We start from the raw sequence: 17116 nt of genomic DNA on the forward strand, positions 1-17116 counted from the left end.
TTATTTTTTCATGGGTGGAATTTTAGAACAGCAAAACGGCTCATGCTTGGCATTGGCCCGGACGTTGTCGTCCGTATAGCGATACCACGCCAGTTTCCGCCGGGTCCACCAGCCCGCTTTCAACCGGCCTCCATGGAGCTCGATCAGCTCCAGCAGCTCATCGGTGGACCAATGGGTCCCATCGAAGGTGACATGCAGCTGGTTGCCCGGTTTGCGCTCGGCAAAATCGACGCAGGGATGGTGGTTGAGTTCGTGGATAAAATCGTCCCACTCACTCTCGCCAAGGTCTTCGACGGTCAGTTTTCGGCGCAACAGAAACTGCGCCTGATTACTTGCTTTGTGTGCTTTGGTCATGGGAGTGCACCTCGTTGCCTCGCTACCTACCCTCTATCACACCATGCCAACCTGAACTGCGACTGAATACAGGTGGAAATTCCAGGTGGACTTGACCCAGATCAAAGTGTAGACAGAAACGGGCCCGGGGAGTATCCCGGGCCCGTCAGCCCCACGATCAGAACGCGATGCGGGCGCCGATCACGGCAAACCAGTCTTCCGTACCACCGCCCCCGGCTTTGGCGAAATCCGCGGTATCGCCGTACTTGCGCTCGTGCACCACACCCACATAGGGCGAGAACGTGCGGTCAATCAGGTCATAACTCAACCTGAGGCCGGTTTCGGTGGACACCAACCCCTTGCCGACGCCAATTTCCCGGTCCTCGCTGAACGCTACCGTCGCATCCAGAGTCGCATACAGGATCCAGTAGTTGGTCAACAGCCACTCGTATTCGGCATCCAGGTCGGCGGATGTGTCGCCCTCGTCACTCATGTACAGGTTCGCATCGATCTCAAACCACTGGGGCGCCAGCCCGACAACACCGAGCACCGCGTACGTCCGGTCCGGACCCTCGGGCGTGTCGAACCGGACGCCGGCTTTGGCATCAAAGAACCTGGAAATCGGCACCTGCCCCACCAGCTGATTTTCCAGTGATTCGTAGGCCCGCTCCTCCAGGCTGTACTCACCTTTTGAAATCCACCGGAGTTTCAGATCGTCGGTGCCGTAGAAGGAATCCGCATCCCAGACTCCCAGCTCCTCATCATCGTCACTGTAGCGGTATTCAAACTCCTCCAACTGCACACCCCAGGTCGTGAGCGGCTGCTTACGCGCGGTGGTGTCGGAAATCATCTCCTGAGCCGCTAACGCGGTTGGGAAGCCGATCGAAACAAGCAGGCTCACGGCACCCAGGAATCGGATACGGCTCATGCATCACCTCCTTCTTCGGTCGTGGCGTCTGCCTTTGCCTGAGCCGACTCCGGGCCACCCTCAACAATCACCTTGCGGAACATACCGGCTGCCGCGTGATAGGACAGGTGACAATGGAAGGCCCACTGCCCGGGTTCATCAACCTCGGTTTCCATATAAACTGTGGTTCCGGGCTGTACGCTGACAGTGTGCTTGATGGGATTCCACTGGCCTGCACCGACCTCGAGAATGGACCACATACCGTGAAGGTGCATAGGGTGGGTCATCATGGTTTCGTTCACAAACTTGAAGCGGACTCGCTCACCGTACTGGAGACGAATCGGATCCGCATCCTCGTACTTAACGCCGTTGATGCTCCAGATATAGCGCTCCATGTTGCCGGTCAGTCGAAGCTCGATTTCCCGGGTCGGTTCCCGGTCTTCATACAGCGGGTTTTGAGCTTTCAGGTCTGCATAGGACAGGAATTTGCCGCCATTCGCCGCCACGGGCACAAGGCCACTGCCCTTCGCGTAGAACGGATCGCTCGCGCCACCTTTGGGCATCTCCATGGAATCGTGGTCCATGCCCGCCATGCCCGCCATGCCCGAATGATCCATCTCCTGCATGTTCGAATGATCCATACCGGCCATACCGGAGTGATCCATCCCCTTCATGGACGGGTCGCCCATACCGGACATGCCGTCGGTACCGCTCATATCCATACTGCCGTGGTCCATGCCCGCCATGCTACCGTGGTCCATACCGGGCATGCCGCCCATATCGGCCATGGTCAGGCGCGCAGGCTCACGCAGTTGGGGAACGGCGGCTTCCATTCCTTCTTCCGGAGCCAGCGTTGCTCTTGCATAGCCCGAACGGCCCATGGACTCAGCGAAGATGGTGTAGGCCTGCGCCTCCCTGGGGCGGACAATCACATCGTAGGTTTCTGCCACGCCGATCCGGAATTCGGCGACATTGACCGGCTGTACGTTATTGCCGTCTGCCTGCACAACCGTCATATCCAGGCCGGGAATCCGAACGTCAAAATACGTCATCGCCGAGGAGTTGATGAAACGCAGCCGGATGCGCTCCCCCGGTTCGAAGAGGCCGGTCCAGTTCTGCTCCGGCCCCTTGCCGTTGATCAGACCGGTAAAGCCCTGCAAGTCCTCGACATCCGCTTTCATCATGCGCATGTTACCCCAGGCCATCCGGTCCCGGACCGTATTCATCAGGCCATTTTCAGAAACGTCCGAAAAAAACTCACCCACCGTTTGCTGCTTGCGGTTGTAGTAATCGGGTATCATTTTCAGGTTCCGCATGATGCGGTCACCGGAGTGCGGGTGTTTGTCGGTCAGCTGAACCACGTACTCACGGTCGTAACGGAACGGCTCACGCCCCTCGGGTTCGATGACAATGGCACCGTAAGCACCGTCAGGCTCCTGGAAGCCGGAGTGGCTGTGAAACCAGTAGGTACCCGTCTGCTGGATGGGAAACTGGTAGGTAAAGGTTTCTCCCGGCTTGATTCCGGGGAAACTGATACCGGGCACGCCGTCCTGATCGAAGGGAAGGATCAGCCCGTGCCAGTGAATGGAGGTCATCTCATCGAGGTTATTGGTCACATTGATGGAAACCTCTTCGCCTTCCCTGAAGCGCAGAACCGGCCCGGGGGATTTGCCATTGTATCCGATACCCGTTTTGACAAAGTCGCCGGTATCGATTTTTACCCGATCTACTGTCAGGCTGTATTCCCCTGCCAGGCCGATCACCGGCAACAGCAGAGCCGCAAGGCCTGCCAAAAGGGTTGTGTTCATGGTTTTGATTTTCCCGACTACGTAACAGTCTATGAGGAATGCCCGCCAGGCCGAGGATTTCGCCGGCGCGGCGGGTACGATTGATCAGAAAGGGATCAGTCGAAATCCACTTCGCCATACATGCCGGCCTGATAGTGCCCGGGCACGTTGCAGGCAAACTCGATATCGCCTTTATCGGAAAACTTCCAGACCACTTCCCTGCTCTGTCCCGGCTCCAGCAATACGCTGTTCGGATCGTCGTGTTTCATGGCCTTGCCATTCCCCATATCCATTTCCATCATGTCGCGATTGAGCGTGCCGCCCTGGATAATCCCGTGCTCAACCATCATCATCATTTCCTTCTGATGGGCTTGGTGCATGGCGGGCGTGCCGATATTGAATTCGTGAACCAGGTTACCCTTGTTCTGCACTACGAAGCGCACGGTTTCGCCGGGCTTCACGTCAATCGAGTCCGGCTCGTAGTAGTTGTCATGCATTTCCACGGTGATAGTCCGGGAGGCTTCCGAGGCCTTTCCCGGTTCGCCGTTGCCGGCACCGTGCCCGCCACCATGCTCGTCGCCATGCCCGTCACCGTGAGCACCCGCGGCAAACGCCGTTGCGGACATCGAGATCGCGGCTGCCGCCACCAAGAACTTTGATGCTTTCATCCCATCTTCTCCTGTAGTGATTTATAGTAAACGCCTGTGGCGTCTTGCCCCGAAAATTGAGCAATGTCCAGAATCGGTTGATACCATCACTCACCAACCTGAATTCTTGCTGAAAATACCAAAATAATTATTATTCAGGCTGAATTCAGGCGTTTCAGCGAGACTGCGCCGATCATATTGCCACTGGAAAGGAACAACTATGCGATTACTATTGGTCGAAGATGATCGTTTGCTGTCACAAGGCCTCACACGCCAATTAGAGAAATCAGGGTTCAGTGTGGATGCCGCCTACACGGCGAAAGAGGCTATCGTTCTTGGCGAGCAGGAGGATTACCGGATAAGCATATTAGACCTGGGCTTGCCCGATGGTAACGGTCTGGATGTGCTGAAAAAATGGCGAGCGAACCGCGTCAGCTTTCCTGTATTGATTTTGACTGCAAGGGACGATTGGCATGATAAGGTCAATGGTCTAAAGGCCGGGGCAGACGACTACCTGGCCAAGCCCTTCCAGACCGAAGAGCTGATCGCCCGCCTTAACGCCATAGTGCGTCGAAGCGAAGGAAGAGTCCATTCCCTGGTAAAGGCCGGCCGCTTTGAATTGGACGAGAATCGCCAGAGCCTGAAACTGGAGGGAGGCACGGAACACCCCCTGACAGGCACCGAGTTCCGCCTGTTGCGCTGCCTGATGAGCCGGCCTGGCCAGGTTTTCTCGAAAGAGCAGCTGATGGAACAGCTTTACAACCTTAATGACAACCCGAGTGAAAACGTCATCGAGGCCTATATCCGGAGGCTAAGGAAGCTGGTAGGCCCCAAAACCATCTCAACACGGCGCGGCCAGGGGTATCTGTTCAACGATGTTTCATAGGAAACCAGCGTCAGTCAAGGGAACTCTGCTTGCCCTGCTATTGCCGGCCAGCATTGGCCTGATGGTTCTTGCGTGGCTGGTGCACGGCTTGTTGCTGGAACGGATGTCCAGGGAATTCGTTGAAAGCAGGCTCAAGGACGAAGTCGCGTTCCTTGTACACCAGATTCGCACGTCGAATGGTCGCGTGGATACGCTCCAGACCGGTGATTACTTCCAGGATGTCTTCCATCACGCCTTTGCCATACGGTCGCCCTCCGGGACAATCATTTCGCCCGAGGCCTGGGCGCCTCTTTTAACGCCCTTGATTGAGTCCGGCAATGACGGAACCCTTCGGGTGCACGACACAGAAATAGCTGACGCACCCTCGGATATCCTTGCCTATCGAAAATCCTTCCAGGTAGGCGAAACGCCTATCACTGTGATTGTCTCCGAGGATCTCGGCGCATTGAAACGCAGTCAGGCAGAACTGCATGCCTGGACTGCCATCGTCTCCGTTTTGCTGATACTGCTTCTGGTCGCCGTGATCTGGTTCGGCATTACCCTATCCATGCGCCCTGTTGTAACACTCAAGGCTGCACTAAAAAGGCTCCAGGATGGCAAAATTTCGCGTATTGACGTCCAGTCTCCCGAGGAGTTTCAGCCCCTTGTGGAGCAGCTCAACCAGTTGCTCGACTCTTTGGATCAGCGACTGGAGCGCTCACGAGACGCCCTGGCAAACTTGTCCCACAGCGTTAAAACACCCATCGCAGCTGTCCGGCAGATTCTGGACGACAAAAGCCACCCTCTAAACAACGATCTGAGACACCAGATGGCAGCCCGGCTGAATGACATCGACAAACAGCTTGAAGCGGAAATGCGGCGCAGTCGTTTCGCCGGCCCGCAGGTTGGAAAAAGTGCGTACCCCTTGAAGCAGGCCCGGGATCTTCTTTGGATGCTAGGCCGTTTGTACCCGGAAAAATCCTTTGAGCTGTCCAGCGCCCTTCCCGAGGAAAGCCGCTGGCCGGTTGAAGAGCATGATTTGAACGAGATCCTGGGAAATTTGCTGGATAACGCGGGAAAATGGTCGAACGGTTACGTTGAACTTTCCTTATCACAAGACAACGGGTTAACTCGCATGGTCGTGACCGATGATGGCCCAGGAGTCAACGAAAACGAAATGACCAGCCTGGGTCAGCGCGGGCTACGTCTGGACGAACAAACACCGGGGCACGGCCTTGGGCTCGCCATAGCGAGAGAAATCGTTGAGCGTTACGGTGGGCACGTTACCTTCTCAACAGCTTCTGGTGGTGGCTTGCAAGTGACTGTCGAGATTCCTAATTGACCCTCTATCTGACGCTTTTAAAGGGTCGACGAATTAGCCAGACGGGACACTGTATATGTATATGTGGCTAGCTCCCTGACTGTCACTCTCCTCATTAGCCAGAACGACCAATATCGATTCGTCTCCAGTTATCACGTATGAAAAATCGATCACAAAGGAATTAATCTCACGAATTGGAGTAATCGAGAACCCAGCGCCCGGCGAACTTCTATCCCAACTTGCGCTAACCATTACATCCGATCCTGAAGCGGACGTTAACCCTGCAAAAGCCCCCCTGCGCTTTCTCAGAAAGGTTATAACCTCCCCCTCCTCAGCCATAACCTTCCGGGGAATAGAAAGGTATTGTTCGTTGACGGAATAAGCGTAATCGGGAGTAGTAACGATTTTCCTCTCCTTTAATGGCATAGCGACCCTCGGCAAAGAAACTCTACCCAACTCAAGCCTGGGGAAAGGCTTCCCACCGGGAGACTGCAGTTCAAGATAGCTTTCAGCGACACTGATCCTCGTAGCGTCGTCGATGGGGAAAACTGAAAAGATTTCTCTGTCAGAAAGCGACGAACTCTCTTCGCCAGCTCCGATCCCTGAACCCTTCACAGAGGCAACCATCAGTTTCCCGATGTCTCCGGCAAGCAATTCATATCGCTGGACATGCAACTGGTTATTAATAAACCTTATGGCAACATTCTCTGTTTTTTCAGTTTCTTCCCGCAGCTCCTCCCCAGAGACCTCGAAAAGTTGAGAGTAGATCTTCGTGTATTGCCCCTTGCCTGAGATGTCCCGATCCTGCCCCCATACCACTGCAATCTCAGGATTCGGATCTGAGTCTGACTGGCCAATGGAAAGGTAAATCGCTTTCGAGTTTTTGATGTCTGATTGGAGTTTATCAATTACCTGTATATTACCGTCCTTGAGTGACCCCAACGCCAGCGTTGCATTGGAAAGAAAAATCAGTCGGCTATCCGCACGGGCTGACCCAGGCAGCGCTTCAACCCTCTCTGGATTAAAACCTGCCGGCAACGGTAGAATTCTCTGTGGAGAAGTACTGAAATCAGTGACTGAAGTTGCCTGTTGCGCCTGATCAACAAACGTTGAAAGCAAGTATTTCTGTGAGTCAGCGGATTTAATGGAGATCGCAATTTTATCATTTACTTCAAGAACTTCCAGAACAAGCCCTTCATCGGAAAATCCGGAACGACCGAAATTAACATCAAACCCCCTAACACTAAGGCGCCCCAACAGCGCCAGGAATTCTGTATCTTTATCCAGATCCGGCACATTCGAAACAACACTAATGGCTTTTTTTCCAGTCCATTCCGACAGTGAATCCAGAGGAAGGTCGTAGCCCTCGGCCAGGGCATTCGGCAACACGAATAAAAAGACAAGAAAGGCCAGAACTCGTTTCACAATATGCCCCTTAAAAAAAGAAATTGAGGCCGCCGGTTACGGCGGGCCTCAATCGTTTTGCGATAAATTGACAAAATCTCTCTAGCTTTTAGTAATTCCAGTTAAGCTCAAGCATTGCGACATAGGCCGCATCATCTCCACCGGTCGCATCCTCAACGCCCTTACCCGGCAGGAAGCTGGAAAGCACCAGCCTTGGCGCAAAGTACTCATTGGCCTGGTATTTCACGGCTACGTCCAGCTCGGTACCGGCGAAACTGTCCACCGAGCCACTGGCGGTGCTGAGCGATTCAAGCCCCCCGGTCTGCTGGTACCACATCGGGAAGATCTGCGCCTGGTAGGACAGCTTCGGCGAGATTGCCGCAAGGTTGCCGGAGCTTCCGAACGACAGCATGATCTGCCCCGGGTTGTTACCGGTACCCGCGTTGGATATACCACCGTAACCCGCTCCTCCAGGACCGGCCTGATCAAGGGCCACACCAAAGAGACCCGAGGCAATAGCCCGGTTGGAGTTAGGCTGCCAGCCCATGAACTGACCATCGATACCGATCAGCGGCGAATACCGGCCAATATCGGTAATCCCCAACCAGCCTTCTACGTCGTTGTCGGTCGGATCGTCATCCCCGCTCGCCACCCGGAGTGCGATAAAGGGATTGAAGGCTTCACTAACCGGGTACTCGACGCTCGCGTAACCCGCAAAGGCGCTGATGTCAGAGTTGGAATTATCAACCACTGTACCATTCTCAAGCGTGGATGACCCGCCATTGAAGCTTCCCGTTACCCCTAGCACTTCGGCGCGGATTTTCAGGGCTCCGATATTGCCAATGTACTCCACACCGAAATAGGTCGCCACGGCGTTCTGCTGCTGATTATCACTAAACGTCAGGATTGGCGAGATTCGACTGCCACCCCCCAGGTCGATATCAAACTTCGAGGCATAGACATCCCAGTCCTCCTGCCCGTTAACCTGAGCTATGGTAGGAGTCGGATTTGTCCGCGAGATCAACCCATCGTTGATTGGCATCCAGTAAATGTCGTAACCGCCCCAGGAGGTCTTTCCGGTGGCGCCGAACAGCGGGTGGTCGTCGCCGTACAGCAGCCCCCCGGAGGCCATGTCGAGATTCTTGAAGGTCCAGCCACCCTGAACGGTGAAGGCCGGATCAAAGGTATAGGTAAAGTAAGCCTGCTCCAGGCCAAACCGCTCACCACGGTATGCACGGTCAACGGAATTGGCGTCCAGGGCAAAGTCGTTTTCAAGGAGTAGCTTCCCGGTCCAGTTCTTACCGGTGGCGACAACACCAAGCCTCACTTCCGCCCTGACGTGCTCATCGCCCACCTGAACAGCACCGGCAGACGTCCCCGTGGCACCATCCTCCTTACTGCTGTCCATATCAAAGTTGGAAAAGTAAGTTGGCTGAAACTTGCCCTGGGTAATTATGTCCAGTTTCACGCCCGATGACGTGGGCACTTCCAAAGCCATGGCAGCGGGAACCCCATTTACGGCGAGCAACGCGCCCAAACACCCCTGACCGATGCGTTTTCCTGTTATTTTCATTGTTCCTCCGACGTCTCTTTATACGAGATTTTTTATATGAGATTTTGTTATCTGGTAACGGCCGAATTCTCCAGCCTGTCAGAGGTATAGCAAAGAAAGCTCAAACTGTAAACTGAAACAGACCTAAAAACCGTTGTCTGGCATCTGTTTGACGAGGATTAATGCCGACACTATAGTCCAGACCGTTTATGATAACTGACACCCGCTTCCACACGCCGAACAACCCACCTCAGCTACGGGCTCCAGATGCAAGACTCGACCCACGGTTACCAACGGACGGCCAATACCCACGCGGATCGACTTAACCAACAGTGCTACTGCGTCACTCTCGACCGCAAAGCCCTCGACAAAAGCCTGCTGACTCAGTTGGCGGACGCTGGAAACGAACCATCCACGGTCTCCGAACTCCACCATCTTTTTTCAAACACACCGGTTTTCGTCCCCCGGGCCGACATAGCGACGATGGAACGGATCGTTCAGGCGATCGAATCAGCCACCGAACTTCCGTCGTACCTTGAGCGTGTACTGTCCTGGGCACCGGAAATCGCACGCTTCGATCCCGGCCCCATAGGGGCGTTCATGGGCTATGACTTTCATCTGGGCCCCGACGGCCCCCGGCTGATCGAGATCAACACCAATGCCGGCGGTGCGTTTCTGAACGTTGTGCTGGCGAGGGCCCAGCACCGATGCTGTGACCCATCTCAACCGACCGCCGCAACCCATCGGGCGCTCGATGGGTTCGAGGACGCGGTGTTCACAATGTTCAGCCGGGAGTGGCAAAGACAGCATGCCAATTCCGTACCCAGCCGCCTGGCCATTGTGGATGATGCCCCGAAGACCCAGTTTATGTTCCCCGAGTTCCGGTTGGCCCAACAGCTTCTCCAGGCGAAAGGAATTGAGACGTTGATACTCGATCCCTCGGAGCTTGAGTATGCCAGCGGCACGTTGACAGCCTGTGGCAAGCCCATTGACATGGTGTACAACCGGCTGGTGGATTTCGCACTGGACGCCCCGTCCCATGCGACGCTCAGGCATGCGTATCTGGACGGCGCGGCGGTGGTAACACCCAACCCCCATGTGCACGCCGTGCTGGCTGACAAGCGAAACCTGACCCTGCTATCCGCTCCCCAGTCGCTACGGGACTGGGGGCTAAATGAGGCGGATGCAGACTATCTGGAGAGGGCCGTGCCGAGAACCAGGCAGGTTTCGAGGAATGACGCGGCTGAGTTGTGGAGTGCCAGGCGCCAACTGTTCTTCAAGCCGGTTGCGGGCCATGGCAGCAAGGGCGTCTACCGGGGCGACAAAGTGACCCGGCGCGTTTTCGAAAACATTCTGAATGGCGGTTATATCGCACAGGACCTGGTTCCCGCAGGAGAACGAACCCTGAGAATTGACGATGCCGTGGCCACCAGAAAAGTCGACATTCGCCTGTACACATACGCTGGCAAAAGTCTGCTTGCCGCTGCACGTATATATCAGGGTCAGACAACCAACTTCCGCACGCCCGGAGGTGGGTTCGCACCGGTCTTTCAGGTGTGAAGATTACCTCTCAGTCAGTCTTCACCCAGTGAGAATAAGGTTGGGGGGCTTTTCAGCCCCCCTAGATTTTCTCGCGACGCAAACGCAGGGAGTTCATCACCACTGACAAAGAGGACGCACTCATTGCGAAGGCGGCAAAGATAGGCCCTACCAGGATGCCAAAGAATGGATAGAGCACGCCCGCCGCTATCGGTACGCCCGCACCATTATAGATCAGCGCGAAAAACAGGTTCTGTTTGATATTGCGCATCGTCGCCCGGGACAGCCGCCTGGCCCGGACAATGCCGTCGAGGTTGCCCTTGACCAGGGTAAAGCCCGCGCTCTCAATGGCGACATCCGCACCGGTTCCCATTGCAATACCAACATCGGCCTGGGCCAGGGCAGGCGCGTCATTGACCCCATCCCCTGCCATCGCCACCTTGCGTCCCTGGCTCTGAAGCTCGCGAATGATGCTGGCCTTATCTTCTGGCAGCACATCGGCGCGAATCTCATCAATACCGAGTTTGCCCGCCACTGCCTTCGCGGTGCGCTCATTGTCACCCGTTGCCATAATGACGCGGAATCCCGCGGCATGTAGCGCCCTCAGCGCGGCCGGCGTTGTTTCCTTGACGGGATCGGCAACGCTTACAAGGCCCGCAACGGCGCCGTCAAGCACCACAAACATAACCGTTTCACCCTCGTCGCGCCTGGCATTGGCAACCTCCATCAGATGGCCGCCGTCCAGCCCCAGTTCCTCCAGCAGCCTGGCATTGCCCAGTGCCACCGGCTTGCCATCAACAACCCCTTTAACCCCTTTGCCCGTGACCGCCTCAAAGTCGTCAGCCTTGCCGAGTGTCACATTGCGCGCCTCGGCACCAGAGACAATGGCTTCGGCAAGCGGGTGCTCCGACCCCTTCTCCAGCGTGGCCGCCAGCCTCAGGACCTCGGTCTCGTCATGATCCGATTCCGGCAGCACGGCCACCAGCTTTGGCTTGCCTTCTGTCAGGGTGCCGGTTTTATCGACAATCAGGGTGTCCACCTTGGCAAAACGCTCCAGGGCTTCGGCGTTCTTGATCAGCACACCCACCTGGGCGCCTCGCCCCGTTGCTGTCATGATCGACATGGGTGTGGCCAGCCCCAGTGCGCAGGGACAGGCAATGATGAGAACCGCCACGGCGGACACGAGCGCGTAAGACAGAGCCGGCGCCGGCCCCCAGATGGCCCACGCCACAAAGGCCAGGGCCGCCACGGCAATCACGGCCGGTACGAACTTGCCAGCCACCATATCGGCAAACTTCTGGATAGGCGCACGGCTGCGCTGGGCATTAGCGACCATTTCGACGATCTGGCTAAGCGTGGTATCCGCCCCCACCCGGGTCGCCTCCATCACCAGACTTCCGGTGCCGTTGATGGTGGCCCCGGTTACCTTGTCACCGTCGACCTTCTCCACCGGAACCGGCTCCCCGGAAATCATTGATTCATCGATGGAAGACCGGCCTTCAACAACCACACCATCCACCGGCACCTTGTCACCGGGGCGTACCCGCAGATGATCACCGACCTTCACATCCTCCAGAGCGACCTCTTCCTCGGTGCCATCGGGCCGGATCACGCGCGCCGTTTTCGCGGCCATATCCAGCAGCGCCCGAATGGCTTTGCCGGTGCCCTCACGAGCCTTCAGCTCCATCACCTGGCCCAGCAGGACCAGCGTGACAATAACGGCTGCCGCCTCAAAATAAACGCCAACGTTACCCTCGGAGTCCCGGAAGCCTTCCGGGAAGATCCCTGGCAGGAGCACCGCCACGATGCTGAAGATGTAGGCCGCCCCGACCCCCATGCCAATAAGGCTGAACATGTTCAGGTTCATTGTGCGAAACGAATTGTAGCCCCGGACAAAGAAGGGCCAGCCGGACCAGAGAATCACGGGCGTGGCGATCACGAGCTCAATCCAGAGCGAGGCCCGCTCACCAAAGAATTCGCGAACGGCCATGATGCCAACATAGGGGGTCATGGTCAGAATCAGCAGGGGGACCGTAAAGACCAGGGCAACCCAGAAACGGTGGGAAAAGTCCACCAGCTCGGGGTTAGGACCCTCATCGTCAACGGCGGCAGACTCCGTTTCCAGCCCCATGCCACAGATAGGACAGGCGCCGGGCTTGGTCTGGCGCACCTGAGGGTGCATGGGACAGGTGTAGACCACACCCGAATATCCAGGCGGCACGCGATCATATTTCCGGTCATCACCTGACGGTTTTTCATGCTCTCCGGAACACTGGTGCGAATGACCGGAATGATGGTGCGAATGACCGGAATGGGAGCTCGTTCCGGCCTGCTCCATAGGCACAAGGTGCATTCCGCATTTGGGGCAGTCTCCCGGCTCGTCGGATACCACCTCCGGATGCATCGGGCAGGTATACTTCCCCCCTGCTTCTCCGGCTACAGTATTCTCGTCATTCTCGTCACGAGCGCTATTATGTTTTGCAGACATCGTCCGTTCATCCTTTCGTTTGTTCCAGGCCAGCCACACAGTGTTCGACCTGGCTCCCGGTAATGGAATTGCCGCATGCTGGTTTATCATCCCACTACACCAGACTGAACTGAACCTGAAAAGGACTTTAGCGCCATTTCTTTTTTGACTGGCATCAACTTTTCGCAACTGCCAGTGCACCAAGATACATATTCACAGGGATGTTCAGTTGAAATTCAGCCTTCGCCTATACTGTGGTTACACTGGGGATTTGGCAGGATCGTTCACTCTTTTTCAGGAAACCGGGGGGCAAATATGGCCGTTCAGGGAATTATTCGGGTCGCCATCAATGGCTATGGCGTTATTGGCAAACGGGTAGCTGACGCCGTTGCCGTACAGAAAGACATGGCCCTGGCCGGCGTGGCTGACATTGCCACGGACTGGCGGCCACGGGCCGCCCTGCACAAGGGATACTCGCTTTACGGCGCCACTCCGGAGCATGCCACCGGCATGAGGGCCGCAGGGCTTGATGTCTCCGGCACGCTTGACGACCTGCTTGAGGCCGCTGACATCGTGGTGGACTGTACACCGAAACACCTGGCCAGCAAGAACATCGAAACCTACCGGCAGCTCGGCATCAAGTACATCGTTCATGGCGGCGAGAAACATGAAAGCACGGGCCATTCATTCGTTGCCGAGGCCAACTACGCCAGCGCTGTCGGCCGTGACTGCACGCGCGTTGTATCGTGCAACACGACGTCGATCATTCGTACCCTGTCAGCGCTCAAACGCCACGGGCTGCTGGACCGGGCACGGGGAACCCTTCTGCGCCGGGCCACCGATCCCTGGGAGAGCCATCAGGGCGGGATCATGAATACGGTCGTGCCAGAGCCGGAGATTCCCAGTCACCAGGGCCCGGATGCCCAAAGTGTCGACCCGGACCTGGATGTGGTAACCATGGCGGTCAAGGTTCCGGAGACACTGGCCCACCTGCACTACTGGTCGGTACAACTGACACGTGATGCGAGCAGGGACGAAGTGCTCGACGCGTTTCGCACTTCCTCCCGCATCGCCCTTATCCGGATCAGTGACGGGCTCAGCGCGATCAACAGCGTCAAGGAATTGATGGCCGACCTTGGCCGGCCTCACGACAGCCTGTATGAAGTCGCACTTTGGGAAGACATGCTCAAGGTGCAGGGCAATGAGCTGTTCTATGCCTATATGGTCGACAACCAGGCGATTGTTGTTCCGGAAACCATCGATGCCATACGCGCACTTACCGGGGCCGAACACGATGGGGAAACGTCGATCAGAAACACCAATGACAGCCTGGGTATCGGCTCTTTTGGCTTATAGATATGAACGGCAACCCCGGCGATGCTGCCTGTGAACCCGAGAGCGGGGCCGTGAAGGATGTGTTCAGGCTGTTCGGTGAGGGAGACCAACTCTATGCGGAGATGGCCCGCTCGATCCGTACCGCCAGCCAGCGTATCTTTCTCGCTTCGTATATCCTGGCGGCGGACGAGGTGGGGGCTGAGCTGCTCGATGAACTGATGAAGCAGTCCCGCCACGGCCTCGACGTTCGCATTCACGTTGACGCGCTGGGCTCAAGCGGCGTCCTTACGCGGCAGCACCGGCGCCAGCTCAGGGCCGCCGGCGTCCGCCTGCAGCGCTTTCACCGCTGGAGCTGGCGGCAACCGATGCGCTATAACCGTCGCGATCATCGTAAACTGCTGGTCATTGATGGTGAAACGGCGTATATCGGCGGGTTCAACATTCACCGCAAGGGTTCAAGGCGCTTTTACGGCCCCCAGCGATGGCGCGACATGCATGTCTGCATCAACGGGCCTCTGGCCACAGAGGCTGACGCTCTGTTCAACGCCTTCTGGTGCGGTGACACGCAATGGAACCCGGGCAGTCACACAGTCAGCGACAGCCGGATCATTCCCAATACAACACGCACCTGTCGTGTCCAGTTGCGGTGTGCCATCAAAGAGCAACTGGCCGGAGCATCGGACAAAATCTGGCTGGCGACGCCCTATTTCGTTCCGGATCGTGGATTACGCAAACTACTTGTTCTCGCGGCCCGCCGGGGGGTCGATGTGCGGATTCTGACCACCGAAAAGACCGACTCGACCCCCGCACAATGGGCCGCCCGCGCCATTTACGGAGAACTGTTGGAGCACGGCGTTCGCATATTCGAGTACACACCCCGGCTATTGCATTCCAAAGTACTGCTCGTTGACGATGCCTGGGGCAGCATAGGGACCGCGAACTTCGACTACAGAAGTTTGTTTATTAACTATGAACTGACGCTGATCTCCACAAACGAAGCCTTGAATGACCAGTTAAGAAACGAGTTCATAACTGACTTGCAGGATGCCAGTGAAATCACTGGCATCACCTGGAAACACCGCGGATTCATAAAAGGTGTGTATGACACGCTTGGCCTGCTGCTACGCAAGTGGCTTTAAACGAGTCCACGTAGACCGGGGCTTAGCTTACCGCTGCATGGATACCCTCCAGCCGCGTCCGCTTAAGCAACATCGCATTCACGGCAACCAGGACCGAACTCCCCGACATGGCCAGCGCCGCCACTTCCGGGCTGATGACAAAGGGGTAGAACAGGCCAGCGGCCACCGGAAAGGCAATCACATTGTAGGCAACTGCCCAAAACAGATTCTGGTACATCTTCCGCAGCGTCGCCCGTGACAGCTCAATCGCCCCCACAACGTCGTAAGGGTCGCTTTTCATCAGCACCACGTCGGCACTTTCGATGGCAACGTCCGTGCCGGCGCCAATCGCGAAGCCTACGTCGGCCTGTGTCAGCGCCGGGGCGTCATTGACGCCGTCGCCGACCATGCCCACTCGCTTGCCCTGGCCTTGCAGCTCTTTTACCTTGTCTGCTTTTTGCCCCGGCAGGACATCGGCGAGAACGGTGGTGATGCCAAGGCTCGCCGCGATCCGGTCGGCGGTCGCCTTATTGTCCCCGGTCAGCATGGCAACCTCGACGCCTCGTTCACGCAACTTGGCTACCATTGCCGCAGCCGTCGGTCGCGGGGCATCCGCAATGGCGATCAGGCCAACCAACTGGCCCCCGTGCGCGATGTGCACGACCGTCTGCCCGGCCCCCTGGAGCCGCTGAGCCTCGGAATCCAGACCATTCATCGCAACCTGGCGTTCGTCCATCAGACGACGGTTGCCCAGAAGAACCTCCCGGCCCCCGATTTCGGCCTGCGCACCTTTGCCTTCGATGTTCTGGAAGCCGGACAATGTCTGCACCTCCAGATCTGCCGCACGCTTCGAAATCGCCTGCGCCAGCGGATGATCGGAGCCCTGTTCCACAGTGGCCGCCAGCGCGAGAACCTCATCAACCGTCACATCGGAAGCGGCAACCACCTCGACCACCTCGGGCTCGCCCATCGTCAGTGTCCCGGTCTTGTCAAAGACCACCATGTCGAGCTTCGTCGCCTCCTCCAGCGCGCCGGCGTTCTTGAACAGAATCCCGTTCATGGCGCCCAGGCCGGTACCCACCATGACTGCCATCGGCGTGGCAAGCCCGAGCGCGTCGGGACAGGCAATAACGAAGACCGTGATGGTCAGCGTCAGGGCGAAAAGCAGCGGCTGACCTATCCACCAGAACCAGGCCGCGAAGGTCGCAAGACCAATGACGACCGCGATCAGCACCAGCCATTGGGACGCCTTGTCGGCAAGCAGCTGCGCCGGGGCCTTGGAGTTCTGTGCCTCCTGCACAAGCTTGACGATCTGCGCAAGCGCTGTGTCGGCACCAACCTTGGTTGCGCGGTATTTGAAACTTCCGCTTTTGTTGATGGTCGCACCGATCACCGCATCGCCGGGCTTCTTGGCCACCGGCATGGATTCCCCGGTCAGCATGGATTCATCAACCTGCGACTCGCCTTCCAGGACTTCACCGTCAACGGGGATCTTATTACCGGGCCGGATAACGACGACGTCGTCCTTGAGAACGTCGGAGGTGGGAACCTCGGTTTCGCGCCCGTCGCGCAGTACATTCGCCATGGGCGGAGCAAGATCCATCAGCGAGCGAATGGCATTTGAGGCCCCGGCACGGGCACGCATCTCCAGCCAGTGGCCGAGCAGGATAAAGACCAGAAGCACCGCCACCGCTTCGTAAAACTGAACACTGGGAAAGAAAAAGGTCGCGCCGACGCTGAACAGATACCCCGTGCCCACGGACAGGACCACGAGCACGGCCATGTTGAGCACTCCGTTGCGAAGCGCTCGCCAGGCGGCGACGAAAAACGGCCAGCTCGGG

The 17116-nt window shown here is 57.1% G+C and carries 13 protein-coding genes; 5 read left to right on the plus strand and 8 right to left on the minus strand.

The genetic code is table 11. The features are described 5' to 3' along the window. The 4 genes from AC13C0_RS04025 to AC13C0_RS04040 all read right to left on the minus strand — a co-directional run bounded on the left by AC13C0_RS04025 (position 1) and on the right by AC13C0_RS04040 (position 3695). Positions 1–354, minus strand: coding sequence for a hypothetical protein (locus AC13C0_RS04025; RefSeq protein ID WP_117618245.1), 354 nt, complete (start codon positions 352–354; stop codon positions 1–3). Between the two features lie 157 nt (positions 355–511). Beyond that, on the minus strand, positions 512–1261 hold the full coding sequence (locus AC13C0_RS04030) for a copper resistance protein B (protein WP_117618246.1): 750 nt from the start codon (positions 1259–1261) through the stop codon (positions 512–514). Then, entirely contained in the window at positions 1258–3048 is a 1791-nt protein-coding gene (locus AC13C0_RS04035) for a copper resistance system multicopper oxidase (RefSeq protein ID WP_341582611.1), read from the minus strand. Before AC13C0_RS04035 ends, AC13C0_RS04030 begins: the two co-directional genes overlap by 4 nt. A 95-nt stretch (positions 3049–3143) precedes the next feature. Then, positions 3144–3695 (minus strand): cupredoxin domain-containing protein, encoded by a 552-nt coding sequence (locus AC13C0_RS04040; RefSeq protein ID WP_482953986.1) that lies wholly within the window; start codon positions 3693–3695, stop codon positions 3144–3146. A gap of 199 nt (positions 3696–3894) precedes the next feature. Here AC13C0_RS04040 and AC13C0_RS04045 point away from each other — a divergent pair, with 199 nt between their 5' ends. Both AC13C0_RS04045 and AC13C0_RS04050 read left to right on the plus strand, forming a co-directional pair. Then, positions 3895–4560: a response regulator gene (locus AC13C0_RS04045; protein ID WP_039881786.1), complete on the plus strand. Its 666-nt coding sequence runs from the start codon at positions 3895–3897 to the stop codon at positions 4558–4560. Further along, the gene (locus AC13C0_RS04050) at positions 4550–5881 is read left to right on the plus strand and encodes a sensor histidine kinase (protein WP_117618250.1); all 1332 of its coding nucleotides are present in this window, start codon (positions 4550–4552) and stop codon (positions 5879–5881) included. Before AC13C0_RS04045 ends, AC13C0_RS04050 begins: the two co-directional genes overlap by 11 nt. A 33-nt stretch (positions 5882–5914) precedes the next feature. Here AC13C0_RS04050 and AC13C0_RS04055 read toward each other — a convergent pair whose 3' ends face one another. Together AC13C0_RS04055 and AC13C0_RS04060 are read right to left on the minus strand one after the other, a co-directional pair. After that, entirely contained in the window at positions 5915–7285 is a 1371-nt protein-coding gene (locus AC13C0_RS04055) for a hypothetical protein (RefSeq protein WP_341582614.1), read from the minus strand. A gap of 88 nt (positions 7286–7373) precedes the next feature. After that, entirely contained in the window at positions 7374–8837 is a 1464-nt protein-coding gene (locus tag AC13C0_RS04060; protein WP_341582616.1) for a hypothetical protein, read from the minus strand. A 246-nt stretch (positions 8838–9083) separates the two neighbouring features. On the opposite strand from AC13C0_RS04060, the gene AC13C0_RS04065 reads away from it, so the two are divergent. Then, positions 9084–10376 (plus strand): ATP-grasp domain-containing protein, encoded by a 1293-nt coding sequence (locus tag AC13C0_RS04065; RefSeq protein ID WP_341582617.1) that lies wholly within the window; start codon positions 9084–9086, stop codon positions 10374–10376. 61 nt (positions 10377–10437) lie between these two features. Here AC13C0_RS04065 and AC13C0_RS04070 read toward each other — a convergent pair whose 3' ends face one another. Beyond that, positions 10438–12843, minus strand: a complete 2406-nt coding sequence (locus tag AC13C0_RS04070; protein WP_446685825.1) for a copper-transporting P-type ATPase — start codon at positions 12841–12843, stop codon at positions 10438–10440. Between the two features lie 294 nt (positions 12844–13137). Here AC13C0_RS04070 and AC13C0_RS04075 point away from each other — a divergent pair, with 294 nt between their 5' ends. Then, the gene (locus AC13C0_RS04075; RefSeq protein WP_341582618.1) at positions 13138–14178 is read left to right on the plus strand and encodes a type II glyceraldehyde-3-phosphate dehydrogenase; all 1041 of its coding nucleotides are present in this window, start codon (positions 13138–13140) and stop codon (positions 14176–14178) included. Positions 14179–14180: 2 nt separating this feature from the next. Continuing rightward, on the plus strand, positions 14181–15296 hold the full coding sequence (locus AC13C0_RS04080; protein ID WP_341582619.1) for a phospholipase D-like domain-containing protein: 1116 nt from the start codon (positions 14181–14183) through the stop codon (positions 15294–15296). Between the two features lie 22 nt (positions 15297–15318). On the opposite strand, the gene AC13C0_RS04085 is transcribed toward AC13C0_RS04080, so the two are convergent. Next, positions 15319–17116, minus strand: a 1798-nt coding sequence (locus AC13C0_RS04085) for a copper-translocating P-type ATPase (RefSeq protein ID WP_482953987.1), incomplete at its 5' end; no start/stop codon positions are given.

This window comes from Marinobacter sp. B-21, assembly GCF_056857895.1.

Coding starts and splice junctions, on each gene's coding strand:
- AC13C0_RS04070 (WP_446685825.1), bottom strand. CDS start 12,843: ATGTCTGCAAAACATAATAGCGCTCGTGACGAGAATGACGAGAATACT.
- AC13C0_RS04060 (WP_341582616.1), bottom strand. CDS start 8,837: ATGAAAATAACAGGAAAACGCATCGGTCAGGGGTGTTTGGGCGCGTTG.
- AC13C0_RS04040 (WP_482953986.1), bottom strand. CDS start 3,695: ATGAAAGCATCAAAGTTCTTGGTGGCGGCAGCCGCGATCTCGATGTCC.
- AC13C0_RS04035 (WP_341582611.1), bottom strand. CDS start 3,048: ATGAACACAACCCTTTTGGCAGGCCTTGCGGCTCTGCTGTTGCCGGTG.
- AC13C0_RS04025 (WP_117618245.1), bottom strand. CDS start 354: ATGACCAAAGCACACAAAGCAAGTAATCAGGCGCAGTTTCTGTTGCGC.
- AC13C0_RS04075 (WP_341582618.1), top strand. CDS start 13,138: ATGGCCGTTCAGGGAATTATTCGGGTCGCCATCAATGGCTATGGCGTT.
- AC13C0_RS04080 (WP_341582619.1), top strand. CDS start 14,181: ATGAACGGCAACCCCGGCGATGCTGCCTGTGAACCCGAGAGCGGGGCC.
- AC13C0_RS04050 (WP_117618250.1), top strand. CDS start 4,550: ATGTTTCATAGGAAACCAGCGTCAGTCAAGGGAACTCTGCTTGCCCTG.
- AC13C0_RS04030 (WP_117618246.1), bottom strand. CDS start 1,261: ATGAGCCGTATCCGATTCCTGGGTGCCGTGAGCCTGCTTGTTTCGATC.
- AC13C0_RS04045 (WP_039881786.1), top strand. CDS start 3,895: ATGCGATTACTATTGGTCGAAGATGATCGTTTGCTGTCACAAGGCCTC.
- AC13C0_RS04065 (WP_341582617.1), top strand. CDS start 9,084: ATGCAAGACTCGACCCACGGTTACCAACGGACGGCCAATACCCACGCG.